21 protein-coding genes and 1 tRNA gene are annotated in these 24472 nt (G+C 64.5%); 7 read left to right on the top strand and 15 right to left on the bottom strand.

The genetic code is table 11. The features are described from left to right. The first annotated feature begins 55 nt into the window (after positions 1-55). Positions 56-478 (top strand): hypothetical protein, encoded by a 423-nt coding sequence (locus CO669_RS17720; RefSeq protein ID WP_097661210.1) that lies wholly within the window; start codon positions 56-58, stop codon positions 476-478. On the opposite strand, the gene CO669_RS17715 is transcribed toward CO669_RS17720, so the two are convergent. From CO669_RS17715 to CO669_RS17690, 6 genes are all read right to left on the bottom strand, one after another. Further along, positions 466-1278: an energy transducer TonB family protein gene (locus tag CO669_RS17715; protein ID WP_097661116.1), complete on the bottom strand. Its 813-nt coding sequence runs from the start codon at positions 1276-1278 to the stop codon at positions 466-468. The genes CO669_RS17720 and CO669_RS17715 overlap by 13 nt on opposite strands. Before the next feature lie 11 nt (positions 1279-1289). Continuing rightward, a complete protein-coding gene (gene exbD, locus CO669_RS17710) occupies positions 1290-1745 on the bottom strand; it encodes a TonB system transport protein ExbD (protein ID WP_097661115.1) in 456 nt (151 codons plus the stop codon). 3 nt (positions 1746-1748) lie between these two features. Beyond that, positions 1749-2705 carry a tonB-system energizer ExbB gene (exbB, locus tag CO669_RS17705; protein ID WP_097661114.1) on the bottom strand — a complete coding sequence of 319 codons (957 nt, stop codon included), beginning with the start codon at positions 2703-2705 and terminating at the stop codon, positions 1749-1751. Beyond that, the gene (locus CO669_RS17700; protein WP_097661113.1) at positions 2702-3391 is read right to left on the bottom strand and encodes a Fe2+-dependent dioxygenase; all 690 of its coding nucleotides are present in this window, start codon (positions 3389-3391) and stop codon (positions 2702-2704) included. Before CO669_RS17700 ends, exbB begins: the two co-directional genes overlap by 4 nt. A 2-nt stretch (positions 3392-3393) precedes the next feature. Next, positions 3394-5796 (bottom strand): TonB-dependent receptor, encoded by a 2403-nt coding sequence (locus tag CO669_RS17695; protein ID WP_097661112.1) that lies wholly within the window; start codon positions 5794-5796, stop codon positions 3394-3396. Positions 5797-6020: 224 nt separating this feature from the next. Beyond that, a complete protein-coding gene (locus CO669_RS17690; RefSeq protein WP_097661111.1) occupies positions 6021-6260 on the bottom strand; it encodes a hypothetical protein in 240 nt (79 codons plus the stop codon). A gap of 378 nt (positions 6261-6638) precedes the next feature. On the opposite strand from CO669_RS17690, the gene CO669_RS17685 reads away from it, so the two are divergent. The 3 genes from CO669_RS17685 to CO669_RS17675 all read left to right on the top strand — a co-directional run bounded on the left by CO669_RS17685 (position 6639) and on the right by CO669_RS17675 (position 11584). Next, entirely contained in the window at positions 6639-7808 is a 1170-nt protein-coding gene (locus tag CO669_RS17685; protein WP_097661110.1) for an efflux RND transporter periplasmic adaptor subunit, read from the top strand. Continuing rightward, on the top strand, positions 7805-10951 hold the full coding sequence (locus tag CO669_RS17680; protein ID WP_097661109.1) for a multidrug efflux RND transporter permease subunit: 3147 nt from the start codon (positions 7805-7807) through the stop codon (positions 10949-10951). The genes CO669_RS17685 and CO669_RS17680 overlap by 4 nt, the downstream gene beginning before the upstream one ends. Positions 10952-11014: 63 nt before the next feature. Beyond that, positions 11015-11584: an invasion associated locus B family protein gene (locus CO669_RS17675; RefSeq protein ID WP_198964079.1), complete on the top strand. Its 570-nt coding sequence runs from the start codon at positions 11015-11017 to the stop codon at positions 11582-11584. 119 nt (positions 11585-11703) lie between these two features. Here CO669_RS17675 and CO669_RS17670 read toward each other — a convergent pair whose 3' ends face one another. Continuing rightward, complete coding sequence (locus tag CO669_RS17670) at positions 11704-13992, bottom strand: arylsulfatase (protein ID WP_097661108.1); 2289 nt, start codon at positions 13990-13992, stop codon at positions 11704-11706. Between the two features lie 105 nt (positions 13993-14097). Here CO669_RS17670 and CO669_RS17665 point away from each other — a divergent pair, with 105 nt between their 5' ends. Further along, complete coding sequence (locus CO669_RS17665; RefSeq protein ID WP_097661107.1) at positions 14098-14766, top strand: TetR/AcrR family transcriptional regulator; 669 nt, start codon at positions 14098-14100, stop codon at positions 14764-14766. Here the strand turns inward: CO669_RS17665 and CO669_RS17660 are convergent. Beyond that, positions 14761-15246, bottom strand: a complete 486-nt coding sequence (locus CO669_RS17660) for an SEL1-like repeat protein (RefSeq protein ID WP_143278684.1) — start codon at positions 15244-15246, stop codon at positions 14761-14763. The two genes, CO669_RS17665 and CO669_RS17660, sit on opposite strands and share 6 nt — an antisense overlap. A gap of 140 nt (positions 15247-15386) precedes the next feature. Continuing rightward, entirely contained in the window at positions 15387-15749 is a 363-nt protein-coding gene (locus tag CO669_RS17655; RefSeq protein ID WP_198964077.1) for a DUF1428 domain-containing protein, read from the bottom strand. A gap of 62 nt (positions 15750-15811) precedes the next feature. On the opposite strand from CO669_RS17655, the gene CO669_RS17650 reads away from it, so the two are divergent. Beyond that, the gene (locus CO669_RS17650) at positions 15812-17011 is read left to right on the top strand and encodes a DUF3616 domain-containing protein (RefSeq protein WP_097661104.1); all 1200 of its coding nucleotides are present in this window, start codon (positions 15812-15814) and stop codon (positions 17009-17011) included. A 94-nt stretch (positions 17012-17105) separates the two neighbouring features. Then, complete coding sequence (locus CO669_RS17645) at positions 17106-18332, top strand: peptidase S8/S53 subtilisin kexin sedolisin (protein ID WP_097661103.1); 1227 nt, start codon at positions 17106-17108, stop codon at positions 18330-18332. Positions 18333-18419: 87 nt separating this feature from the next. Here CO669_RS17645 and CO669_RS17640 read toward each other — a convergent pair. The 6 genes from CO669_RS17640 to CO669_RS17615 all read right to left on the bottom strand — a co-directional run bounded on the left by CO669_RS17640 (position 18420) and on the right by CO669_RS17615 (position 24461). Further along, positions 18420-18493, bottom strand: a tRNA-Gln gene (locus CO669_RS17640). Positions 18494-18709: 216 nt separating this feature from the next. Beyond that, entirely contained in the window at positions 18710-19681 is a 972-nt protein-coding gene (locus tag CO669_RS17635) for a Bug family tripartite tricarboxylate transporter substrate binding protein (RefSeq protein WP_097661102.1), read from the bottom strand. Between the two features lie 56 nt (positions 19682-19737). Continuing rightward, on the bottom strand, positions 19738-20868 hold the full coding sequence (locus CO669_RS17630) for an iron-containing alcohol dehydrogenase (protein ID WP_245444340.1): 1131 nt from the start codon (positions 20866-20868) through the stop codon (positions 19738-19740). Between the two features lie 10 nt (positions 20869-20878). Beyond that, positions 20879-21916, bottom strand: coding sequence for a 4-hydroxythreonine-4-phosphate dehydrogenase PdxA (gene pdxA, locus CO669_RS17625; protein WP_097661099.1), 1038 nt, complete (start codon positions 21914-21916; stop codon positions 20879-20881). Next, positions 21913-23019, bottom strand: coding sequence for a four-carbon acid sugar kinase family protein (locus tag CO669_RS17620; RefSeq protein WP_097661208.1), 1107 nt, complete (start codon positions 23017-23019; stop codon positions 21913-21915). The genes pdxA and CO669_RS17620 overlap by 4 nt, the downstream gene beginning before the upstream one ends. A gap of 2 nt (positions 23020-23021) precedes the next feature. Beyond that, on the bottom strand, positions 23022-24461 hold the full coding sequence (locus CO669_RS17615; RefSeq protein ID WP_097661098.1) for an FAD-binding oxidoreductase: 1440 nt from the start codon (positions 24459-24461) through the stop codon (positions 23022-23024). Between the last annotated feature and the right edge of the window lie 11 nt (positions 24462-24472).

Genomic DNA, 24472 nt, shown 5'->3' with positions numbered 1-24472 from the left:
GAACACCCGAAGACACGCCGAAGGGCCAGAGGCCGACTTGGTCAAAGCTGCCGATATGCTCATCGCGCGACGCGCCGACACCCGCGCCCGCGCCGATTTTGCCACCTGGAAGATGATGGCCAAACTCAACGGGGCGTCCGCATTGCCCCCGGAATCCCAGGAATTCCTGGCGAGCTACCAGAACCTGCTGGCGCAGATGAGCGAAGGCGAGGCCACCGAGGCGACCATCGGCGCGATCTACAAGGCCTACTATGCCGAGATGGGCGGCGCTGGAACCCCGCCCGACGTCCGCCCCCGCCCGGCAGAGCCGGCAGCGGACAATGTTACCGCCTTCCGCCGCCCGGCACCGGCGCCAAAGAAGTCCGCCTCCTTCGGGGCGGCGGCATTCGCCGGATCCCAGAAACGGCCCCTGCCCGTGGCGTTGATCTTCGCCTGTCTGGTCGTGGTCTATGTCGGGATCAGGCTCTACTGGCGCTGAGCCGTCTTCTTCTTTTTCGCATCCGGCGGCGTGAAGATGATGTCGACGGTCCGCTCGAACCGGTCCTCGGTCAGTCCCGCGGGCGGCTGCGGGATGGGATCGGACTTGCGGACGATCGAGACCGCGGCCGCATCGTAGGCGGTGTCCCCTGAGGACTCCACGACATCCACCGACAGCACGTTGCCCTTCCGGTTGATCGCGAAGCTCACCTTGACCTTCTGGTTATTGGGCTGCTTGCCTTCCGGATTGACCTTGTGGGCCGCAAGGTGCGCGCTGATCTTGCGATTCCAGTCGGCTGTAATTCTCAGGATGTCCTTACCGAGCCCAATGACCGGCGCCAGGGCCTTCTCGGCCTCGCGCGCGTCTTCATCGAGCGTCTGCCGGGCCGTCGCAACCGACTTCGGCGATGCCTCGGCCGCGGGCGTTTCGATCGCCGCGATCTTGGGATCCTCGTCCTGCGGCTTCTTGGAGGTGTTCTCGGTGACCACCCGATCGGGATCCTCGACCTGCTGCGACTGATCCTTCGGCAGCTCGGTTTCCTTGGTCTCGGCCTTTTGCTCGGGGAGCGCCTGCTGCTCCTGCATCGCTTCGCTGTCGGGCCCCGGCGGCAGATCGGTATCCGGCGCCTTGGGCGACGCCATTTCCACGGCGAATTCGGCGCCGGCCGCACCCAGGCCGTCGCCGTCGTCGTCGGCCCGCAAATGAGCCAGCGCGAGCGCAGCCCCACCCAGATGCAGCACCAGCGCCGCAACCGCCGCGAGGATCCAGAGCTTCCGGGATGGTCTGAGTTCGTCCGACATAGCGTGCCTTCTCAAGGCTGAGCGGCGCCGGCCGCGGGCGTCCCCGGAGCGCCTTCCAGCGCCACCAGCTTCACCCGCGTATAGCCGCCCGAGCGCAGCAGCTCCATGACGCCCATCAATTCCCCATAAGGTACCGACTTGTCGGCACGCAGGAACACATATTTGTCCTTGCTCATGTCCGACAGGCCGTCGAGCGTCCCGATCAACTCGGCCCGGTGCACCGGGTTTTCCCCGAGGGCAAGCGTCAGATCGGGCTTGATGCTGAGATAGGTCGGCTTGTCCGGCTTCTTCTGCGGAGTCGCGCTCGACGTCGGCAGGTCAATCGGCAGATCGACCGTGGAGAGCGGGGCTGCGACCATGAAGATGATCAGCAGGACGAGGATGACGTCGATGAACGGCGTGACGTTGATGTCATGCGTTTCCGAGAAATCGTCGTCGTCGTCATTGTCTGCGAGCGAAACGGCCATGGTTCACTCCGCTGCGCGCGAATGCACGCTGCCGTGGCTGCGGTCGAGATCGCGCGAGAGCAACCGCCCCGCGGCACCCGAGGCGCGGCTGACGAGTTCGAGATAGCCCTTCGTCACGCGCGAGAAGTGGTTGTAGATGATGACGGCGGGAATGGCGGCGACGAGGCCGATCGCGGTGGCGAGCAGCGCCTCGGCGATGCCGGGCGCGACGACGGCGAGGTTCGTGGTCTGCGACTTCGAGATCCCGATGAAGCTGTTCATGATGCCCCAGACCGTGCCGAACAGGCCGACGAAGGGCGACGTGGAGCCGATGGTCGCAAGCACGCCCATGCCGATCCGGATGCGCCGCGCCTCGGCGCGCACGATCTCGGAAAAGCTGGAGGCCGCGCGCTCCTTGATGCCGGCGTCACTGGACAGGCCGGCCGACATGCGCGCCTCGCGCAGGGCCGCCGCCAGGAAGGACGGCAGGATGCCCTCCTTGGCGCCGAGTGCCATTTGCGCTTCGGCAAGCGAGCGCGTCTCCGCGACCTTCTTCAGAGCCGAACGAAGCCTGGTGGATGCGACCGACAGCTCGATCGACTTGGCGATGAAGACGGTCCAGGTCATCAGCGATGCGAAGGCGAGCCCAATCATCACCGCCTTCACGATGACGTCGGCCGACATGAACATCACCCAGGGCGACAATTCCTTCATGGCCGGCGCGACGCCGGTGGCCGCCTCGGTCTTTGCGGCCGCCGGGGCTGCGGACGGTGACGACGCAGGCGCGGTCGCGGTCGGGATCGCTGGCGACGTCGCCGAGGGAGCGGCTGCCGGAGCCGGGCTGGCCGCAGGCGGCGGAGCCACTTGCTGCGTCGCAGCCGCGGGCGGGTTTTCTGTCTGGGCCGAAACGGGGGATGCGAGCCAGGCGGCCGCCAGCATCGCGGCGGCGGCAAGGCTTGCTCTAGAGGTCATGGTCTTCATACTTCGGCCCAGTAGCGAATGAGATTGTGATAGATACCCGTCAATTTGACCGTTTCGGGATCGTCACGCCCGAGCCGGTCCACCAGCGCCTGTATCGCGGTGTCGAGGTCGAAGATCATGCTCCGGGCTTGATCGTCCCGTATCATGCTCTGCAGCCAGAAGAAAGACGCAACCCTCGTTCCCCTCGTCACGGGGGTGACGAGATGGAGGCTTGTCGAGGGATAAAGCACGCAGTCGCCGGCCGGCAACTTGACCTCGTGCGAGCCGTAGGTGTCCTCGATCACAAGTTCGCCACCATCGTACGCTTCCGGCTCGGCGAGGAACAGCGTCACCGACAGGTCTGTGCGGATGCGAAGACCGGTCAGCCGGTCGCCGCGGATCGCATTGTCGACATGCAGGCCGAAATGATGGCCACTGCTCGCCGCATAGCGGTTGAACAGCGGCGGGAAAATCTGCAGCGGGACCGCCGCCGCGATGAAGCGCGGGTTCGACGTCAGCGCCGAGATGATCCGGTTGCCGAGCTTTCGCGCGACCTCGCCGTCGGGCGGCAATTGCTCGTTGCGCTTGACCATGGCCGACTGCGCGCCGGCGGTGGAGCGGCCATCCTCCCATTCGCTGGCGTCCATGATGCGGCGGAAATCCGCCACATCGTCTTTGCTCAGGATGCCAGGCAGACACGTCAACATGATCAGAACTTCGCCGTCGTGACGATGTAGAAGGCCCGGCCCGGAGCGACCGCCACGAACGGCACTGCGCTGCGATAGAGCGTATCGTAGTACAGCTTGTTGGTGAGGTTCTGGGCGTAGAACTTCATGCTCCAGTTCTTGTCGATCTTCTTCTCCACGAACGCATCGAAGCGCCAATAACTCGGCAGTTCGTTGCCGGTATTGGCCGCGAAGGTGCCGCCATAGACCTTCGAGCGATACACCGCCTGCCCGCCGATCTCCCAGCCGTCGTCGAACTTGTACTTGGACAGCATGCTGAACGACTGATGGGCGACGTTGGCGAGCTGCAGGCCGATGTTGGAGGCGATGCCGCTTTGCGTGACCTTCGACTGCATCAGCACCAGGCCGCCGAAGATGCTCCAGCGATCCGTGATCTTGCCTTCGGCCTCGATGTCGATGCCCTGGATGCGGTAGGCCGCGCCCGAGGTGAGCAGGTTATTGACGGTCTCTCGCGCATTATCCTTGGTGGTCTGGAACAGCGCAGCGCTGACCAGCAGGTGACGGTCAGCCAGCTCCCATTTGGTGCCGATCTCTGCCGCCTTGTTGCGCTCGGGCCCGAGCAGGATCGTCGAGTTGGCGGGAACGCCACCGTAATCGGTGCCGGTAGCGTCGAGCTCCGAACCGAACGGATTGGCGGAGGTCGCATAAGCGGCATAGACACTGCCGATCGACATCGGCTTGTAGACGAGGCCGACGTTGTAATTGACGAGATCGGAGCTTTGCTTGAGGTAGGCCGAATTGGTGGATGAGCTCTGGCTGTAGCCATCGTAGCGCACGCCGCCGTTGAGGATGACCGTGTCCTGCCAATTCGCGGTATCCATCACATACACGCTGCTGGTGTTGACGCCATAGCGCGTCGGATTTCCAACCAGCGACGGCGTGCCGAACGGAATGTTGGTGTATTGCGGGGAGTAGAGAAGGACCCCCGTCACGGCACCGGAACTCGTGAAGGGGCTACCGGCCAGCTCCGACGCGAGGCCGGCATAGCGGTCGATCGAAATGTTCTCGTTCGAATATTCGACGCCGAACACAGCGGTGTGCTTGACCCCGCCGGTGTCGAGCTTGAACGTGGCCTCGTTCTGGTTGGCCCACACGTCCACGTTCTGGTACCGGCTCTGCGCGCTCGCCGTCGTGGTCCAGAGCATCGGGTCGGCGAAACTCGTGTTCGGGTTCTGCGGCAACGTGCCGATATAGTTGAGCAGCGAATGCTCGCCGCGCACCTTGCTGGTCAGCGTGATGGCCTCGTTGACCTTGTACTCGATCGTACCGGTGCCGAAATCCTGCCGCGCCGTCTGGAAGTCGCGGTTGAGGAAGCCATACCAGTTCTGACGCGGAATGCCGGCTGAGGTCACGGGCACGTTGCCCTGCTTGTAATAGGGCACGCCGAAATCAGGATAGCCGCTGAGGTCGGTGTGGACGTAGTTGGTCGTGATCTTGATGTCGCTGGTCGGGGTGTATTTGGTCGAGATGAAGCTGCCCCAGCGATTGTCGGTCACGTAATTGCGTCCGGCGACGTTGGCGTCCTGGAACAGACCGCCGGTGCGAACCGAGAAGGTGGGATCGATGACCTGGTTGACGTCGAGCGTGACGCGCTTTGTGTAGTCGGTCCCGAACTCGGTATCCATGCGCTGGAAATTGCGATCGCCGGCCTGCTTGGTGACGATGTTGATGGCGCCGCCGGCGGTGCCGCGGCCGGCATAGGAAGACGCGGGACCGCGCAGAATCTCGATCTGCTCGGTGAAGAAGTTCTCGCGGATGGAGACGGCGGGATCGCGGATGCCGTCGATGAACACGTCGTTGCGCGCGTCGAAGCCGCGAATGAAGAAGCGGTCGCCGAACGCGTTGCCGCCCTCGCCCGAGCCCAGTGTCACGCCCGCGGTCGAGCGTCCGATCTCCTTCAGCGTCGTGGCGTTCTTGTCCTCAAGCACTTCCTTGCTGAGCACCGTGATGGTCTTGGGCGTGTTCAGCATCTTCTCGGGAAACTTGCCCGAGGCCTGGACGTGATCGACCTTGTAGGGCGCGGCCGGATCGGCATAGGGGCTGCCGTCGGGAGCACCTGACGGCGTGGTCGGTGCCGCCTGCTGCGCCGCCTGATCACGCTGCGCGGCACGACGAATCGCGTTGCGGGCGCGGACCTGCTCCGGCGAAGGCTTCGATGCTGTCGGACGCGGCCGCTCGACAGGCGCGTCGACCGTCACCGGCGGCAGGTTCGACTGCTGCGCCTGCGCGCCGCTCGACACCGACGCCACCGCCATCAAGCCCGCAACTGCAGACGCCTTCTTGCCGGAAACGCCCGCGAACTTTTCATCCAACAGATCGAATGCTGCGACCGAACGCAACGACTTCGGTGCGACCACCTGCCCCATTACCAAACGCCCCATCTTTATGTTCGCTCATTCCCTTCGGCGAACGATGAGATGTTGGTATCGGCGGCAAAATAATGGGTCAATGCGAGCAGCTCGCAAGAACCCTTGAATCGATCCAGATCAAAACAATTCTAAACTGTAGTTTGAAACCGTTCTAAACTTAGATTGGACTCGTTCTAAAACAACACCGCGCAAGCGATGCAATCGCAGCCCACCTCGCAGCTTCAATCGCTGCTCGGCGGCTTCATCAACGAAAACAATTCATCGACGGTTTTCTGCGCGATGGCGCGCACGCGATCGGTCGAGTCCATGCCGGCGATGTTGACGCCGTTCACCACGGCTTTGATCTCGTCTCGAAAGTCGGTGAGGAAGCGCAAGGGATCGCGTTGCTCGTTGGCCACGCGCGCGATCAATCCCGTGATCAGAATCTGACACGCGATCAGCTTGCCGTTCAATTCGTCCATCCTGCGCTCCCTGTGTGGCGGCGCCGATATGAACGATGCGGAAATTCCTGACAACCGAAACAGCCTCCACGCAATTTAGAACCATTCTTCACACCGGCACCGGACGGCGGTTCGGCACGGCTGCGGGCGGGCCGAGCTCACCGTCTGCGAGTGCCGCACAAGACTTGCGCGCCGGTCGCATCGCCGGGAAAATGCAGCACTGCACACCGCCGCGTCACGACATTGCCCAGGCGGTGCAAAGCTTTCCAATTGTTTAGGATTCTCAACGGATAGTGCTGTTTACACTGGAACTTGGCGTGTATTATACAAACGCGCTGGAACCCCGCGATTGCCCTGATAATTCGTGATGCGAGGGCACAAGAGCCGACACGAGACAACATGAAAAAGTCCCGGCCGATCCTCTGGCTTCTGACCGTCGCGGCCGTGGCCACGGCGGGTTACTATGGGTGGCAGACATTCGGGCATGGCGCGGGCAAAGCCCAGACCGCCCAGAAAGGCCCGACCCGGCCGGCCGCCGTCCCGGTGAGCGTTTCGCCGGTCCAGAAGGTCGACTTTCCGGTCTACCTGACCGGTCTCGGCACGGTTCAAGGTTTCAACACCGTACAAGTCCGGACCCGCGTGGACGGCCAGATCGACAAGCTCGCCTTCAAGGAAGGCCAGATCGTCCAGCAGGGCGAGCTTCTGGTCTCGATCGATCCCCGTCCCTATCAAGCCGCGCTCGACCAGGCCAAGGCCAAGAAGGCGCAGGACGAGGCCAGTCTCGCCAACGCCAATCTCGAACTCCAGCGCGCCATGAAGCTCGGCGAATTCGCGACCGCACAGCGGGTCGATACCCAGCGCTCGACCGTCGCCCAGCTGACCGCCCAGATCGCCGCCGACGAGGCCGCGATCGCCAACGCCCAGACCCAGCTCGACTACACGCAGATCAAGGCGCCGATCACCGGCGTCGCGGGGCTTCGGCAGGTCGACGTCGGCAACATCGTCAACGCCTCGACGCAGACCGGCATCGTGACGATCTCGCAGGTCGAGCCGATCGCCGTGATCTTCACGGCGCCGGAAGATCAGCTTCCCTATATCAGCGAAGGCCAGAAGAGCGGCGCGCTCAAGGTGATCGCTTTCACCACCGACGGCAAGAAGACGCTGGCCGAGGGCAAGCTCGCGGTCATCAACAACCAGGTCGACACGAGCAGCGGGACGATCCGGCTGAAAGCGGTGTTCGACAACAAGGAGCACACGCTGTGGCCGGGTCAATCGGTCTCGACGCGGCTTCTGGTGCGGACGCTGAAGGACGCGACTGTGGTTCCCGATGACGCCGTCCAGCATTCCACCAACGGCCTCTACGCCTATACCGTCAATCAGGACAACAAGGCCGAGGTGCACAAGGTCAAGGTCAGCTACGCCATCGATGGACATTCGGTTATCGAAGAAGGGCTGAGCCCCGGTCAGCAGGTGATCACCGGCGGCCAGTTCAAGGTGCAACCCGGAAGCCTCGTCTCGACGGCGGTGGCAAGCTCCAACCCGGCCCAGAACAAGGTACGACAGGAATGACCGAGGGCGGGATTTCGGCACCTTTCATCCGTTATCCCATCGGCACCTCGCTGCTGATGGCCGGCATCCTTTTCGTCGGTCTCGTCGCCTATCCCCTGCTCCCGGTCGCACCGCTGCCGCAGGTCGACTTCCCGACCATCCAGATCACCGCCAATCTGCCAGGCGGCAGCCCCGAGACGATGGCCTCGTCCGTGGCCCAGCCGCTGGAGCGCCAGTTCGCCCAGATTCCCGGCATCGCCCAGATGACCTCGACGAGCTATCTCGGCACCGCCTCGATCACCATCCAGTTCGACCTCAACCGCAGCATCGACGGCGCCGCCAACGACGTGCAGGGCGCCATCAACGCCGCCAGCGGCCAGTTGCCGAAGAATCTGCCTTCGCCGCCGACCTATCGCAAGGTCAACCCCGCCGACGCGCCGATCCTGTTGCTGTCGGCGACATCGGAGACACTGCCTTTGACCAGCGTCAGCGACGCGGTCGACGCCCAGCTTGCCCAGCAGATCAGCCAGCTGTCCGGTGTGGCGCAGGTCTTCATCGGCGGCCAGCAGAAGCCCTCCATTCGCGTCCAGGTCGATCCGGCGAAACTGGTCGCCAAGGGCCTGTCGATGGAGGACGTCCGCAGCCAGATCGCGATCACCACGGTCGACAGTCCCAAGGGCAATATCGACGGCGAGAAGCGCGCCTACACGATCTACGCCAACGACCAGCTCACGCACGCAAAGGACTGGAACGACGTCATCATCGCCTATCGCAACGGCGCTCCGTTGCGAATCCGCGACATCGGCCAGGCGGTGAGCGCCGCTGAGGATGCCAAGCAGGCCGCCTGGGCCAACGGCAAGCGCGGCGTGTTCCTGGTGATCTTCAAGCAACCAGGCGCCAACGTCATCGAGACCGTCGACAGGATCAAGGCGACCCTGCCACGCCTGGTGGCGGCGATCCCGCCCGCGATCAAGATCGAGCTCATCAGCGACCGCACCACGACGATCCGCGCCGCGGTCGAGGACGTCCAGTTCACGCTGCTTTTGACCATCGCCCTCGTGGTCATGGTCATCTTCATCTTCCTGCGCAGCTTCTGGGCCACCGTCATTCCCACCATCACGGTTCCGCTGGCGCTATTGGGCGCCTGCGCCCTGATGTGGGTCGCCGGCTATTCGCTCGACAATCTGTCGCTGATGGCACTCACCATCGCGGTCGGATTTGTCGTCGACGACGCCATCGTGATGCTCGAGAACATCACGCGCTACATCGAGGAAGGCGAGGCGCCGATGGCGGCGGCCTTCCGCGGCTCGAAGGAGATCGGCTTCACCATCGTGTCGATCAGCATCTCGCTGGTTGCGGTGCTGATCCCGCTCCTGTTGATGGGCGGCATCATCGGACGCCTGTTCCGCGAATTCGCCGTCGTGCTGGCGATGACCATCTTCGTCTCGATGTTCGTGTCGCTGACCCTGACGCCGATGATGGCCTCGCGCTTCCTGCGCGCCCATGGCGAGGTCAACCACGGCAGGTTCTACCAGTGGAGCGAGCGCGCCTTCGATGGAATGCTGCGCGGCTATGAATACGTTCTGGATCATGCCCTGGCCTGGCGGCGCACCACGCTTACGATCTTCTTCGCCACGCTCGGACTGTCGATCTACCTGTTCGTCCTGATCCCGAAGGGCTTCTTCCCGCAGCAGGACGTCGGCCTGATCACGGCGACTTCGGAAGCCTCGCAGGACATTTCGTTCAAGGAGATGACCCGGCGTCAGGAACAGCTCGGCAAGATCATCCTCGCCGATCCCGACGTTGCCAGCGTTGCCATGTCGATCGGCGGCAGCGGCCGCGCCGGCAACAACGGCAACATCTTCATCACGCTGAAGCCGCGCGACAAGCGCGAGGCCTCCGCCCAGCAGATCATCGCGCGACTGCGTCCCCAGTTCGACAAGGTCGAGGGCGCCCGCCTCTACATGCAGGCGGCCCAGGACGTGCGGCTCGGCGGCCGGCCGACGCGCACGCAGTTCGAATTCACGCTGCAGGACGCCAATCTGGAAGAGCTCAACGAATGGGCTCCCAAGATCCTCGCCAAGATGCAGACGCTGCCGGAGCTGCGCGACGTCGCGACCGACCAGCAGACCCAGGGCACCACCGTCCAGCTCAAGATCAACCGCGATACCGCCTCGCGCTACGGCATCCAGCCGCAGCTGATCGACGACACCCTGTATGACGCCTTCGGACAGCGGCAGGTCACGCAGTATTTCACCCAACTCAACACCTACAAGGTGATCCTCGAGATCCTGCCGGAGATGCAGGGCAATCTCGACAGCCTCAACAAGCTCTATCTCAAATCGCCGCTGACGGGCGATCAGGTGCCGCTGTCGACGTTCGCGACCTGGACCACCGATCCGGTCCGCCCGCTCTCGATCAGCCATCAGGGCCAGTTCCCGGCGATCACGATCAGCTTCAACCTCGGCCAGGGTGTCGCGCTCGGCCAGGCGACCGAGGCCGTGCAGAAGGCGATGGCCGATTTGGGCGCGCCGCCGACGCTGAACTCGAGCTTCCAGGGCACCGCGCAGGCGTTCCAGCAGTCGCTCGGCACCGTGCCGCTGCTGATCCTCGCCGCGCTCGTCGTGGTCTACCTGATCCTCGGCATCCTCTACGAGAGCTACATCCATCCGATCACGATTCTGTCGACGCTGCCCTCGGCCGGCGTCGGCGCGCTTCTGATCCTGATGGCGGCCGGCTTCGACTTCAGCCTGATTGCGCTGATCGGCATCATCCTGTTGATCGGCATCGTGAAGAAGAACGGCATCATGATGGTCGACTTCGCCATCGCCGCCGAACGCGACGAGCACAAGACGCCGGCGGAATCGATCCGCCAGGCCGCGCTGTTGCGCTTCCGGCCGATCATGATGACGACGATGGCCGCGCTGCTCGGCGGCGTGCCGCTGATGCTCGGTCACGGCACCGGCGCCGAGATCCGCCAGCCGCTCGGCTACGCCATGGTCGGCGGCCTGATCGTCAGCCAGGCGCTGACCCTGTTCACCACGCCCGTCGTCTATCTCTATCTCGACGAGCTCAACAACTGGTTCTCGGGCTGGGGCCGATCGGATGACGGCGAAGGCGGCGAGGCCGTCGAGCACGGCGGCGTCAAGCAAGCCGCCGAGTAAGCTTGCACCGCGCCTCCCGCAACGCTACAGCGGGACCCCGGTTCATGCCAACGCGGTTTCGCCATGCTCATGCAATCCAGACTTGTCGCCCTCGCCGCTGCCCTCCTGTTATCCTTGGGCGCCGCGCATGCCCAGCAGGGCGCCAAGAAGAACGCCGCCCCTGCCCCGGCAGCACAACCCGCGCCGGCCCCGACGCAGCCACAGGCTGACGGCGCGCAGGCGCATCAGCCCGGCTGGGTCGTCCGCTGCACCAGCGTGAGCCGCGATGCGCCGCTCGAATGCGCGATGGAGCAGAATGCGGTGCTGACCAAGACCGGCCAGACCGTCGTCCTGATCAACATCCGCATCGCGCCCGACACCCGCACGCCGATCGCGCTGTTGCAATTGCCGCTCGGCCTCAACCTTCCCGTCGGCGCCAAGCTTCAGGTCGACGAGGGCAAGACGGTCGACCTGCAGATCCAGACCTGCGAGAATCGCGGCTGCTACGCCTCGACACCGATCGCGGCGGACCTGCTCGGTGCCTTGCGCTCGGGCAAGCAGCTGAAGGTCTCCTTCCAGAACATGGCCAAGGAGACGATTGCGATCCCGATGCCGCTCGGCGATTTCGCGGCGGCCTACGACAAGATCAAGTAACAGGCACACTGTCATCGCCCGCCTTTTGCGCAATTGCGCACGGGGCGGGCGATCCTGTAGTCCAGAGGCGGCGGTGATTGGACCGAGAGGCCGCGGCGTACTGGATGCCGCGCCTTCCGCTACTGCCGCGCCATCTGCGCGTTGCCGACGGCCTCGCCGTCGAGCTTCTGATCGCTGTGCATGGTGACAGTCACGCGCCGCAGCTTTCCCCTGAACTCGAACGGCGCCTCGTAATGTGACACGGGACTGCCGCGGTCGCGGCCGATGTCGAGACCGGACCACGAGATCAGCGTGTGGAAGCCGAGCTGGGTCTGCAGCGACCCCGCCCGCTCGCCATCGATCAGCAGCGTGTACTCGGAAACGCCGGTGCGCGCGCCCTTGGCCGGCGGCTCCTTGCGCACGAGACGTTCGACATGCACGCCGAGCCGGCGCGCACCGGAGGGCACCTTGCGGTCCGACCGCACGACCTGATGGCTGCCGCCGATGTTGAGATCGTGGACGAGATGGCCGTCCTTGACATAGAGGCTGTAACCCGAGGTCGCATCGCCATGCGAGATCAGCACGCCGTCTGCGCCCTCCTCGTCGATCTCGACATCCGCCTCGATCGTATAGCTGCGGCTGCGCACGTCGGGCGCGACGTCGGTCGGCACATGGCCCATGCCGGCGTGGAAAACGAAGCGGTGCCGCGCACCGTGGAAGCGCGCGGCATTCTCGGCAAAGCGCGGCCCGAAGCGGTCGTCGAGCGGCAGTACCTTGTGCTTCTCGGCCTCGTCCCACCACATCGCGATCATCCGGCCAAGGCGCTCCGGCTCCGTGGCCGCAAGGTCGTTGGTCTCGGAGAAATCCGCGTCCAGATGGAACAGCTCCCATTTGTCGTTCTCGAACGGCGTCCCCGACGGATGAAAGGCGACCGCCTTCCACCCGGCGTGCCAGAGACCGCGATGGCCGAACATCTCGAAATATTGCGGCGAGCCTTTTGACGGCGCGGCCGCATCCGGGATCGAGCGCGCAAAGCTCTCGCCTTCGAGCGGCATCTGCGCACAGCCCGCAATCGTGCCCGGAGGCTCGATGCCGATCAATTCGAGCAGCGTCGGCGTGAGATCGCAGGCATGCACGAACTGGTGCCGCAACTCGCCCTTGGCCGCGATGCGCCTCGGCCAGTTGATGACGAAGGGATCGCGGATGCCGCCGCCATGGGTGTTCTGCTTGTAGCGCCGCAGCGGCGTGTTCGAGGCCATCGCCCAGCCATGCGGGAAATTGCTGTGGGTGTCGGGGCCGCCGATGTCGTCGATGCGGGCGAGCTTTTCGGCGATCGGCTCCGGCTTGAAATTGAACGGCCCCATCGCATTGACGAAGCCGAGCGGCCCGCCCTCCTGGCTCGCGCCATTGTCGGACATGACGATGATCACCGTGTTGTCGCGGATCCCGGCGGTGTCGAGGAAGGCAACGAGACGCGCCAGATGGCGGTCGGAATGGTCGAGCATGCCGGCGAAGGCCGCCTGCAGGCGTGTGAACACACGGCGCTCGTCGGCCGAGTGCTCCTCCCAGGCCTTCACGCCATCGTTGCGTGCGGGCATCCGTGTGTCCTGCGGCACCAGGCCCGTCGCCTTCTGGCGCGCAAGGCGCTGCTCCCGCTCGACATCCCAGCCGTGCGCGAAGGCGGCGTCATAGCTCCTGATGATCTCGGCCGGCGCCTGATGCGGCGCGTGGCAGGCGCCCAGCGCGACCCAGGTCAGCCAGGGCACGTCAGGCCGATCGGCAAGGTGATCGCCGATGAAGCGGATCGACTGGTCGATCAGATCCTCGGTGAGGTGATAGCCGTCGGCATAGGTCCCGGGGGGATCAACATGCGTGTTGTCCGAGACGAGCTCGGGCGCGTACTGGTCGGTCTCGGCGTCGAGGAAGCCGTAGAAGCGATCGAAGCCGCGCCCGAGCGGCCAGCCGTCGAACGGACCGGTGGCGCCGCTCTCAGTCAGCGGCGTGACGTGCCATTTGCCGACCATGTAGTTGCGATAGCCATGCCCGCGCAGCATCTCGGCCAGCGTCCCCGCCTCGCGCGCGATCTTGCCGCGATAGCCGGGGTAACCGGAATCGAAATTGGCAAGACACCCGACCCCGACGGAATGATGGTTGCGCCCCGTGAGCAGCGCGGCGCGCGTCGTCGAGCACATTGCGGTGGTGTGGAAACCGGAATAGCGCAGGCCTTCCGCGGCGAGCTTGTCGATGGTCGGCGTCCTGATCGCCGAGCCGTAGCAGCCGAAATCGGAGAAGCCGACGTCGTCGAACAGCACGATGAGGACGTTCGGCGCGCCCGCGGGCGGCGTCGGCGCCTCCGGCCACCAGGGTTTTGACTGCGCAACCGTCTTGCCGATGCTGCCGCCGAACGGCATGGCGCTGCCTGCGCTCATCTGATCCTCCCTGCCGGACCCCATGCTTGTTTCGGCGCCCGCGGTTGACCCGTGGCGCGTCCGGCTCTAAATTATAATCAGAATTATGATTATGATTTTTGGCGGATGCAAGCCCAGATGCGCCCACCGTCCCACCCGCCGGAGCTTCGCGATTTCGATCTGCCGGGCGTCGCCCCGTCCCGGCAAAAGCGTAGCCGGGAAACGACGCTGGCGCTGCTGCGCGCCGGCGCGGAAATGCTGCGAACGCGCAGCCTTGCGGAGCTCTCGATCGAGGCGCTGTGCACTGAAGTCGGCGCCACCGTCGGCGCCTTCTACAGCCGCTTCGAGAGCAAGGAGACCTATTTCAACGCGCTGATGGCGCTGGCCGCGCGTGATGGCGAGCAGCGGCTGGACGCGATCAGGCGACCGTCAGGAGATGCAAGCCTCGACCAGCTCTGCCCTATCATCGTCGGCGGCATCATCGCCTGGATGCGCAGCCACGAGGGCGTGCTGCGCGCCGCGCTTCAGCACGACGACACCCGCCCGGACAAATGGACGCCGTTCAAGGCGCTCGCGCAGGCCACCACCGCGCGCGCCACCCCTCTCCTGCTCCCGGCCATGGGCAAGGGCCGCAAGGCGGCAAAGACCCGCACCATCGCCTTCGGCTTCCAGATCGTGCTGGGCACGCTGGTGAACGCGATTCTCAACGATCCCGGTCCGCTACAGCTTTCGTCGAAAGAGATGGAGACGCGGCTCGCCGGCTGCCTGTTGCTGCTGCTGAAGGCCGAGCTATGACAGACCTTCCTCGCGAAGGATCTGCTCCGCTTCCGCGTCTCCGAGTGCAGCGGCTTTTCTGACCCAAAAGATGGCGCGTTCGCTGTCTTTCGGGGCTCCGTTGAAGCCATGAAGACAATTCACGATCATCTCGCGGATGGTCGCCAAATGGCCCGCCTCTGCGGCTCGTTCCTTCAGAGCCAAGGATCTGAAATATCTCTCCTTGGCCGTCCCGGCCCCGAGCCCCCTTCGTAAGGCTCCGGCAAGGAAGAGCAGTGTCTCGAAATCGTCCGCGGCAATCGATGCCTCGGCTCGTTCCATCCACGCCAGGCTGGAGGCCGAATCCCCCTTATCATCAAGATGTTCAGCCATCTCGATCATGGCCATGACCGAGCCCTTCCCGATGAACTGCTCAAGATAGGCGACGCCCTCGCTCTCCTCACCCTGCTTCAAAAGACATCTGGCAGTCCCGACATCGAAGCCGAGCGCGTCTGAGAACACGATGCAGTCTCCTAGTCGCCTCGCGAGCTGCGCAAGCTATCATTATTCGCTGCCGCCTGTCGCTGTTGTTCCAGTGGAAGATCGTTCGGCCCGCGCGAGATGCCGGCCGACCGAACGCCTCGTGCATGAATCAATTGCTGTCAGTCAACGACATCGCTCGCCCGCAGCAGCGTCGTGAAGCCGCCATAGATCATGCGCTTGCCGTCGAACGGCACGCCCTCCATCTTCAGCCGCGGGTCCGCCATCACCTTCTTGTTGACGGCATCGCGGGTCGCCCGGTCGGGGTAGACGATCCAGGAGAACACCACGACCTCGTTCTCCCCAGCCATCACCGCGCGCGGAAACGAGGTCAGTTCGCCATAGGGAACGTCGTCGGCGATACACTCGACGTAATCGAGCGCGCCGTGCTCCATCCAGAGCGCGCAGGCGGTCTTCGCAAGCGTCTTGTAGGCCTCGACCTTGTCCTTCGGCACGGCCAGCACGAAACCATCGACATAGGGCATCACGGATCTCCTTGGGTTGCATGGCCCAAGGACGATGAGGAGCGCGGCGATCCGACGGCGGGATGCAAATTTCGGATGAGGCAAACCGTCGCGCGGCGGCGGCGCAGCGCCATACGGCGCGCCTCAGTTGCGCTGAACAATTTGACACGCCTGCGGTGCAAGTGCATGCTGACTTTTTTTATTGGTTGTTCGGAGAATTGCGCATGGTCCGTATTGCTCATGCATTGCGCTTGCTGATCACCACCATTCTTCTGTCGGTCGCGGTTCCCGGGCTGGCGGTCGCACAAGCTCCCGGCGAGATCTTCACCTATCGCGGCGCTTGCGACGGCTCGGCAGCGGTCGCACTCGACCAGGATCGTTTCGTCGTTGCTGACGACGACAGCAATGTTCTCAACATCTTCCAGATCGGAAAGCCGGACGCCCGGGCACTCAATCTCGATCAGTTTCTCGAAGCGCCGCTCAAGAAGAAACAACCCGGAACCGACGGCCAACCGGCCTTCAAGGAGGCCGACATCGAGGGAGCGGCGCGGATTGACGATCGCATCTATTGGATCGGCTCGCATGGCCGCGATTCCGACGGGGATGCCGAGCCGGGCCGTGCGCGGCTGTTCGCAACACGGATTCTGTCGGATGCGGCGGGGCCTCGCCTCGAGCCGGTCAATTCCGTCGCCTACAAGAGCCTGCGCGAGGACATGCTCGGTGACGAGAACCTGAAGCCCTTGAAGCTCGCCGAAGCCTATGCGCCAGACAAGAAAAAGAACGGGCCGCCTCCGGAATCAGACAACGGGTTCAACATCGAGGGGCTGGCCGCTACGCCGGACGGACGTCTCCTGATAGGATTCCGCAATCCGCGCCCCGCCAACAACGCTTTAGTGATCCGGCTCGACAATCCGGCCGAGGTGGTGGACGGCAAGAAGCCCGTCTTCGGCAAGACCTGGCAGTTGGAAACTCTCGAGGGGCGCGGCATCCGCAGCATCGACCGGATCAACAGCACCTACGTCATCGTCGCCGGACCGCATCTCGACGCCGAGGATTCGAATATCAAGCCGCCATTCGCGCTCTACACCTGGAGTGGCCAGGAAGGCGACAACAAGCCGGCCAGGATGAAGGACGTGGTTCTCCCCGCCGGTTTCAACCCGGAAGCGGTGTTCGCGATTGCGGGCAACGTGATGCTGCTGTCCGACGACGGCAGCAAGGCGTGCAAGAAGGCGGACAGGTCCGGGAAATCCTTCCGGGCCATCACCCTTCCGGCGCCCAAATAGCAACTCGCCGTGGCCGCGCCGCCGCTCGCGCGGCGGACGACATCACCACCGCCATTGAATCGCGACCGCCAATGATCTGACAAGGGAGCGTCAAATGCCAATCGTGGGAACGGGGTGGGAGCTTCATCTCAAGCGCCTTGGGATGCACAAGAGCGGATCGAAACAACGCACCTATGGCAGTTACCAGGTCTATATCGACGGCGAAGCTCAGCCGTCCCTGGCAGGTTTCATCTGCGAAAGATTGGGGCCCGGCGACAACACGACCGCGAGCAACGGCAAGCGCATCGAGGCAAAGACCTATCCGCTATGGACGCAGTTCGGTCACTACCGTTCGATCGGCTATTCCACGAGTGAGGACGTGGCCGGCAAACCGCCGATGCCCGCCATCCTGCTGCTGGGGACCGGCGCGCGAACGGGCATTCTGATTCATCCCGCGCATCCGCCGAACCTCTATTTGTCGAGCATAGGCTGCCTCAATCCGACCAGCGCCGTCGGCCCCAAGGACCTCATCGACTTCTGGGATTCACGCCGCCGCGTGATCGCCCTGTTGGAGAGCCTGAAGGCCCACGCACCCGCCGCTTTCGCACACGAGGTCACCACCCGGATCAAGGACGCCTCGATCGTCATCGACGGCGAACCGACCAAGCAGCTCACTGCGACGCCCACTCCTGCTTTCGAAGCCGTATCGGCGGAGACGGCGCTGCTACTACCGATCTCCAAGGCGTCGGCGCTGATCTGCGCCAGATGGCTGATGCAGAATTTCGGCGACAAGCTTACGAACGCCTGCGCCGGCAAGGCCTACAAGCCCAAACATCTCTGCGCGATCGTGTGCCAGGAAACCGCCTATAAATGGATTCCCTGGATCGGCACCCAGTCGGTTCAGACCATCGTCGAGCGGGCAGTGTTCGATGCGAGCGGCGACTACCCCGGCACAACGCGCACAGCCTTTCCAGTGAACACCAAGGCGTTCCGCGACAAATACGGAAAGCCATTCACCGACATGCTGATCGCGGAGGCGAACAAGACCCGCCAGCTCCAGGGCTGGGGTGACAAGCCCTGGGTCTACAAGGGCTACGGCCTGTTTCAATACGACTTGCAGCACGTCAAAACCGCTGAAGATTTTTTCAAAAACAGGGAATGGTACAGTTTCGACAATTGCCTGCGCCGCGTCGTCGAGGAGCTCGACAGCAAACTGAGCGCTCAGGGCGGAAACCTCTGGAAGGCCATCAAGGCCTACAACGGCTCAGGCGCAGCCGCCGAGCGATACATGCAAAACGTCAAGGTGTTTACGGATTATTGCGAGGAGGTCACCGGACCTTGAGGACAGGCCGACATATCTGTGGCGCCGAACATGGTGGCAGACCTGCAGGGCCGCTCCGGCGGCGACGACCAATCCTCGTCGGGCGACTGGCTGGGGAACCTGGATTCGAACCAAGACAAACAGAGTCAGAGTCTGTTGTGCTACCGTTACACCATTCCCCAACGGAATAGTCGAACAAATTCAATGACTTGATTATTTGTTCGACCGTCGCCGGAAGCGCGTTTGGCGCAAATCACGGCTCAGGCGTGGCAGGGTTCTACCCGCTCGTCCCCGGGCTGGCAAGCGTTGCGGTGGACGGGGCGTCTCTCCTCAACAGGAGGAGCGGGACCCGACCATTCACGCGCATCGCCAGCCGAACGTCGCCGTGGCTTTGCCGCCTAGTCGAGCTTGATATTGGCGGCCTCGATCACCTTCTTCCAGCGCGCCGTCTCGGCGGCGATGTAGGCCGCGAACGGCTCGGAATCCACGGCGACCGCGGTGGCACCGAGTTCGGCCAGCTTCTGCACCGTCTCCGGCTGCTGCATGAAGGCGCGGATCTCGGCCGACAGCTTTTCGACGATCGGCTTCGGCGTACCTGACGGCACGAAGAAGCCGTGCCAGGCCACCGCCTCGAACCCGGGCAGGAATTCGGCAACGGCCGGCGCCTGCGGATCGAAGTCGGCGCGCTTGGGCGTTGCGGTCGCGAGCAGCGCCAATTGGCCAGTCTTCACCTGCGGCAGCAGCAGCGGCACGTTGTCGAAGGCCAGATCGATCTGGCCGCTGAGGAGGTCCGTCAGCATCTGGCTCGAGCCCTTGTAGGGCACGTGCACCATCTTGGTGCCGGTCATCTGCTGGAACAGCTCGCCGGCAAGATGCTGGGACGTGCCGACGCCGGCCGAGCCGAACGAGACCTTGTCCGGATTCGCCTTCAGATAGGCGATCAGCTCCGGCACGGTGCGCGCCTTGATCTTGTTGGGATTGACGACGAGCACGTTGGGCACGACGCTGATCTGGGCGACCGGCACCAGATCCTTGTCCGGCTGGTAGCTGAGCTTCGGTCCGTAGAGCGACGGGTTGATCGCAAGCGCGGACGTGCTCGCAAGGCCGAGCGTGATGCCGTCAGGCGCCGACTTCGCCAGCCGTGTCACGCCGAGGATCGAGCCGGCACCGGCGACATTCTCGACCACGAACGGCTTGCCGAACTTCGTCTGCAGATGATTCGAGACCATGCGCGCGAAGATGTCGGCCGTGCCGCCGGCGGCGAAGGGAACGATCACCGTCACCTGCTTGGACGGATAAGCATCCTGCGCCTTCACAGGTGACGTCGCCAGCAGCACTGCCGACACAAAACCAAGCCACATCGATCTCATCGAAGCTTCCTCTACCTTTACGTGTTGTTGATTGGGTGCCGCGCGCGACAGAAGCGTCAGAACGCGACTTCGTACATGTTCAGGATCGCATCCCGGCTCAGATCGCGCGGATTGTTGTCGAGCAAGCGGCGGATGGCGTGCGCCTCATCCGCCATCACGCCGAGGTCGTTCCTGGGCACGCCGAGCGCGGACAGCCGCATCTCGATGCCGAAGTTCTTGCAGAACCCGAAAGTGGCGTCGAATGCGAGCTTCGGATCGGTGCGTTCCGGCAAGCCCAGCGCACCCAGCACAGCGACCGTTTTCGTCTCCACGGCCGGCATGTTGAAGGCCAGCGTGTGCGGGAAAATCACCGCGCAGGCGAGTCCATGTGCCACGTGGTGACGCGTGCCGAGCGGATAGGCCACCGCGTGGCCGGCGGTCGTGTTCACCGGTCCCAGGCAATAGCCGCCATAGAGCGAGGCCAGCGAAAGACCCGCGCGCGCCTCGCGGTCGCTGCCATCGGCCACCGCGCGCTTGAGATAACGTCCGACCAGCCGCGCGCCCTCGAGCGCATAGAGGTCGATGGCCGGATGCGCCTTGCGGCTGGTATAGGCCTCGACGCAATGCGCCAGCGCATCGACGCCGGTCGCCGCGGTGACCTCCTTCGGCACGGTCATCGTCAGGTCCGGATCGACGATGGCGATGTCGGCCAGCATGAACCGGCTCTGCACCGCCTGCTTGTTCCGGCTGACGGGATCGGTCACCAGCGCACGGGTGCCGGCCTCGCTGCCGGTGCCTGACGTCGTCGGGATCTGCATCAGCGCAACGCTGCGGCCCGCCACCTTCTCCGGCCCGACGATGTCGGCAAAGGGCACGTCGGACGTGCACATCACCGCGACCAGCTTGGCGAGATCCATCGCACTGCCGCCGCCGAAGCCGATGACGAGATCGGGCTTGGTGTCCTTCGCCATCGCCACGGCCCTCTCGAGATTGGGCAGGTCCGGCTCGGGCTTGACCTCGCCGAACACCTTGACGGCCCCCGGCAGCGCCAGCGTGTCGACGCGAGCAGCATTGAAGGGATCGGAGATCACCAGCGGCCGCTTGGCGCCGATCCGCTCGGCAAAGCGCGCTGCGGCAATGATCGTGCCGTTGCCGAACTCCAGGATGGTGGGACGTTGGATTTCGATGGGCGTGAAGGCGTTGGTCATAGGCTCGATCTCACGTCGTCGATGCGGAAGCGCCGGCGGCCAGCCGCTCGGCATAGTCGATGGCCTCGATCAGGCTGTGCTCGTTGGCGATGCCCTTGCCGGCGATGTCGAAGGCGGTGCCGTGATCGACAGAGGTGCGAATGATCGGCAGGCCCAGCGTGATGTTGACGCCCGAAAGCTCCTGCCAACGGCCGGTCGCGGGATCGACCTGGAAGCCGAGCAGCTTGACCGGGATATGGCCCTGATCGTGATACATCGCGACCGCTGCATCGTACTGGCCGGCGCGCAGCTTGACGAAGATGGTGTCGCCGGGCACGGGACCGACGACGTCGAGGCCATCCGCAACCGCCTTTGCGATCGTCGGCGCCGACACGTCGATATCCTGCCGGCCGAACAGACCGCCCTCGCCGGCATGCGGATTGAGCGCGGCAATCGCGATCTTCGGCTTGGCGATGCCGAGACGCAGCAAGGCATCGTTGGTGAGGTCGATCACCATGCGCAGACGTTCCGGCGTCAGACGCTTCGGCACGTCCTCCAGGGCGACATGGGTTGAGACATGGCTGACACGCATGTTGCCATGGGCAAGAAGCATCACCGACCCGCGCACGCCGGTGAGATGCGCGAGCATCTCGGTATGGCCGGGGAAATGATAGCCCGCCTTGTTGAGCGCTTCCTTGTTGAGCGGCGCGGTGACGATCGCCGCGGTCCGGCCGGCCTGCGTCAGGCGCACGCCCTGCTCGATCGCCTTGTAGGCAAAGCGGCCGCCATCGGCGCTGAGCACGCCGGGCCTGATCGGATCCCCCTCGATGTCGGCCTGGAGATAACAGAGATTGGGCCATTCGCGATCGTCGGCCATGACCTGCGGGATGGCGACGTCGGCGCCGAGTGCGGCCTTCGCGCCTTCGAGCGCCGCGCCGCTGCCGATCACGAGCAGGCGCAGATCCCCCTTCGCGATCCGCTCCTTCAGCCCGATGCAGGCCTTGACGATGATCTCCGGCCCGATCCCGGCCGGATCGCCCATGGTGATGGCAAGATGACGAGAGGTCATGTCGGACCCTCCATTCTGAGCAGATGATTGTTCCGGAGCAGGTCACGCCACAGCTCGCTGGAACCGAATGCGCCGGATTTCGAGATGACGTCAACACCGGCCCAGCGCCCGCCTTGCAGGATCGAGCGCGGCAATCCCGGGACGATACGTCCCGTCACCTGGAGGGCATGGGCATCAAGACCAACACACGCAGCCTTCAAGGTCTCGCCGCCGGCCACGATCAACGTGCCGGGCGGATCGATCGTCGCAATCAGCGTGGTCAGTTCGCGCGCGATCCGCCGTGCCGCTTCAGAGCGCGTCAGTCCTTCGGCGAGCGAGAACTTGACCATCGCCACGCGATCGTCGACCAGCTTGCGCCGAACGCGGTCTGCGCCCTCGCCTTCCGCAAGCGCAATCGTCGCCTCGCCGCACGCAGCGAGCTGAGAGGCGGTGGCGGGCTGATCGGAGCCGAACAGCCCCAGCACGGGCAGCTTCAATTGGCCTGGCGCATCGGCGCGGTGACTGCGCGCGAGCGCACCGGCCAGTCCGCCGCTTCCGCACCACAGCACGGGACCCGGCATGCGCCGTCCGATCTCGACGACGCGGTCGAGGTCGATGTCGCTCTCGGCGTCGAAGACCTGAACACCGCCCTGCGATGGCGTATCGGAGCTGCCCTGCCGCGCCTCGAGGCCCTCGCGTTGCAGCTGGGTCAGGAGATCGTCGCCGACCCGATGCCACTCGCCCTGCACCGTACGTGCGAATTGCTGCCCGCCTATGGTGCGGCGTCCCTGATAATCGAATGCCGGCGCAACCACGCAGGATGCAAAGTGACCGCCCTTCAGGCAGGCGCCAAGCTCTGCGACCCACGCTCCGCGCAACAGGCTATCGACCTTCTTGTAGGCGATTGTCGCACCCAGCAGATGGGGCGCCAAGCGTCCGACGATCCCGACGCTGTCGTCCTTCGCGCGCTCGCGGGTGCCGCTATCGATTGCCAGGCTCCCGGAATCCCGCGGCGTAAACTCTTCCGGCCAGATGACATCGAACGGTCCGCACAGGCCCACGAACTCCGCCGCGGTGTCGAGTGCACCGGTGAGGTCATCAGCAAGCAGCCGGACGCTCGTCATCGTCATTTAGCTCCCGCGCCGAAGATCTTGCCGGGGTTCATCAGCCCGTGCGGGTCGAGCAATCGCTTGATATCGCGCATCAGATCGATGTCGAGCGGATCGGCGACGCGGGCAAGCCTGCCGCGATTGGTGATGCCGATGCCGTGCTCGGCGCTGATCGCCCCGCCCTGCGCCGCGGTCTCGTCATCGACGATCTCGTTGATTTGCGCCACCAGCCTGGCCGTCGCTTCCGGATCCTGGCAATGCACCCGATCGATCAGCGCCACGACATGAATGTTGCCGTCGCCAATATGGCCGTGCATCACGACGTTGGCATGCGGGACGGCCGCCTTGATGCGGGCTTCGACATTGTCGACGAAAACCGCCTGACGCTCCAGCGGCACCACGCTGTCATGCGACACCACATAGCCGCTGCGCTTGTTGCCTTCGGAGACGCTGTGCCTGACGGCCCAGATCGCCTTCGCCTGACCCAGATTGGTGGCCAATATGGCGTCCTCGGCCAGCCCTGCTTCCATCGCATCCGCGAGGACGGCGGCCAGGGGCTCGTTGAGATCGACACCTGCGAGCGTATCGGTCAGCTCGACGATCAGATACCAGGGCGTGGTCAGCTCGAACGGGATGGTGACATGCGGAACGGTCGCGGCGATCGCCTCGACCTGCGACCGCGACATGATCTCGAGGCTGCCGAGCCGGTCGCCGACCGCGCCGCGCAGGCGCTGCATGATCTCGAGCACCTGCTCGACGCTCTGCAATTTCAACAGCGCCGTGGCCGAGCTGCGCGGCGGCGCGAACAGTTTCAGCACGGCCGCCGTGACGATGCCGAGCGTGCCCTCCGCGCCGATGAAGAGCTGCTTGAGCGCGTAACCGGTATTGTCCTTGCGCAACGCGCGCAGGGCGTTAAAGACGCGCCCGTCGGGCAGCACGACCTCGAGACCGAGTACGAGGTCGCGCGTCGGACCGTAACGCAGCACCGCGGTGCCGCCCGCATTGGTCGAGATATTGCCGCCGATCTGGCAGGAGCCCTCGGCACCCAGACTCAAGGGAAAGTAGCGATCGACGTCCCGCGCCGCGGCCTGCACCTCCGCGAGGATGCAGCCGGCCTCTACGGTGATCGTGTTGGCGAGCGGGCTGACGTCGCGCACAGTGCGCATGCGGTCGAGCCGGATCACGACATTGCCGGCGCGATCGTCTGGCGTCGCCGCCCCGCACATGCCGGTGTTGCCGCCCTGCGGCACGATCGCGAGGCGCCTCTCGGCGCAGAACCTCACGACGGCGGCGACCTCGGCTGTCGAGCCCGGCTTCACCACCGCGACCGCGCGGCCGCGATAGCGCCCGCGCCAGTCCACCACGTAAGGCTCCTGGTCGGCCCCGGATGCGATGACGTGCTTGTCGCCGACGATTGCGGCGAGCCCAGCCAGCGCATCCTGGAAAGAGTCGGACATCGGTTCGCCTC

Source organism: Bradyrhizobium sp. Y36 (assembly GCF_002531575.1).
In the GTDB taxonomy this organism is placed as follows: Bacteria; Pseudomonadota; Alphaproteobacteria; order Rhizobiales; family Xanthobacteraceae; genus Bradyrhizobium.
Note: the sequence above shows the minus strand (reverse complement) of the source record. Positions and strands in the feature narration are given on the sequence as shown.

Coding starts and splice junctions, on each gene's coding strand:
- CO669_RS17655 (WP_198964077.1), bottom strand. CDS start 15,749: ATGCCCTATGTCGATGGTTTCGTGCTGGCCGTGCCGAAGGACAAGGTC.
- CO669_RS17620 (WP_097661208.1), bottom strand. CDS start 23,019: ATGACGAGCGTCCGGCTGCTTGCTGATGACCTCACCGGTGCACTCGAC.
- CO669_RS17700 (WP_097661113.1), bottom strand. CDS start 3,391: ATGTTGACGTGTCTGCCTGGCATCCTGAGCAAAGACGATGTGGCGGAT.
- CO669_RS17685 (WP_097661110.1), top strand. CDS start 6,639: ATGAAAAAGTCCCGGCCGATCCTCTGGCTTCTGACCGTCGCGGCCGTG.
- CO669_RS17645 (WP_097661103.1), top strand. CDS start 17,106: ATGCCAATCGTGGGAACGGGGTGGGAGCTTCATCTCAAGCGCCTTGGG.
- CO669_RS17665 (WP_097661107.1), top strand. CDS start 14,098: ATGCAAGCCCAGATGCGCCCACCGTCCCACCCGCCGGAGCTTCGCGAT.
- CO669_RS17615 (WP_097661098.1), bottom strand. CDS start 24,461: ATGTCCGACTCTTTCCAGGATGCGCTGGCTGGGCTCGCCGCAATCGTC.
- CO669_RS17630 (WP_245444340.1), bottom strand. CDS start 20,868: ATGACCAACGCCTTCACGCCCATCGAAATCCAACGTCCCACCATCCTG.
- CO669_RS17650 (WP_097661104.1), top strand. CDS start 15,812: ATGCAAATTTCGGATGAGGCAAACCGTCGCGCGGCGGCGGCGCAGCGC.
- CO669_RS17680 (WP_097661109.1), top strand. CDS start 7,805: ATGACCGAGGGCGGGATTTCGGCACCTTTCATCCGTTATCCCATCGGC.
- CO669_RS17675 (WP_198964079.1), top strand. CDS start 11,015: ATGCTCATGCAATCCAGACTTGTCGCCCTCGCCGCTGCCCTCCTGTTA.
- CO669_RS17690 (WP_097661111.1), bottom strand. CDS start 6,260: ATGGACGAATTGAACGGCAAGCTGATCGCGTGTCAGATTCTGATCACG.
- CO669_RS17670 (WP_097661108.1), bottom strand. CDS start 13,992: ATGAGCGCAGGCAGCGCCATGCCGTTCGGCGGCAGCATCGGCAAGACG.
- pdxA (WP_097661099.1), bottom strand. CDS start 21,916: ATGACCTCTCGTCATCTTGCCATCACCATGGGCGATCCGGCCGGGATC.
- CO669_RS17715 (WP_097661116.1), bottom strand. CDS start 1,278: ATGTCGGACGAACTCAGACCATCCCGGAAGCTCTGGATCCTCGCGGCG.
- exbD (WP_097661115.1), bottom strand. CDS start 1,745: ATGGCCGTTTCGCTCGCAGACAATGACGACGACGACGATTTCTCGGAA.
- exbB (WP_097661114.1), bottom strand. CDS start 2,705: ATGAAGACCATGACCTCTAGAGCAAGCCTTGCCGCCGCCGCGATGCTG.
- CO669_RS17720 (WP_097661210.1), top strand. CDS start 56: ATGCTCATCGCGCGACGCGCCGACACCCGCGCCCGCGCCGATTTTGCC.
- CO669_RS17695 (WP_097661112.1), bottom strand. CDS start 5,796: ATGGGGCAGGTGGTCGCACCGAAGTCGTTGCGTTCGGTCGCAGCATTC.
- CO669_RS17635 (WP_097661102.1), bottom strand. CDS start 19,681: ATGAGATCGATGTGGCTTGGTTTTGTGTCGGCAGTGCTGCTGGCGACG.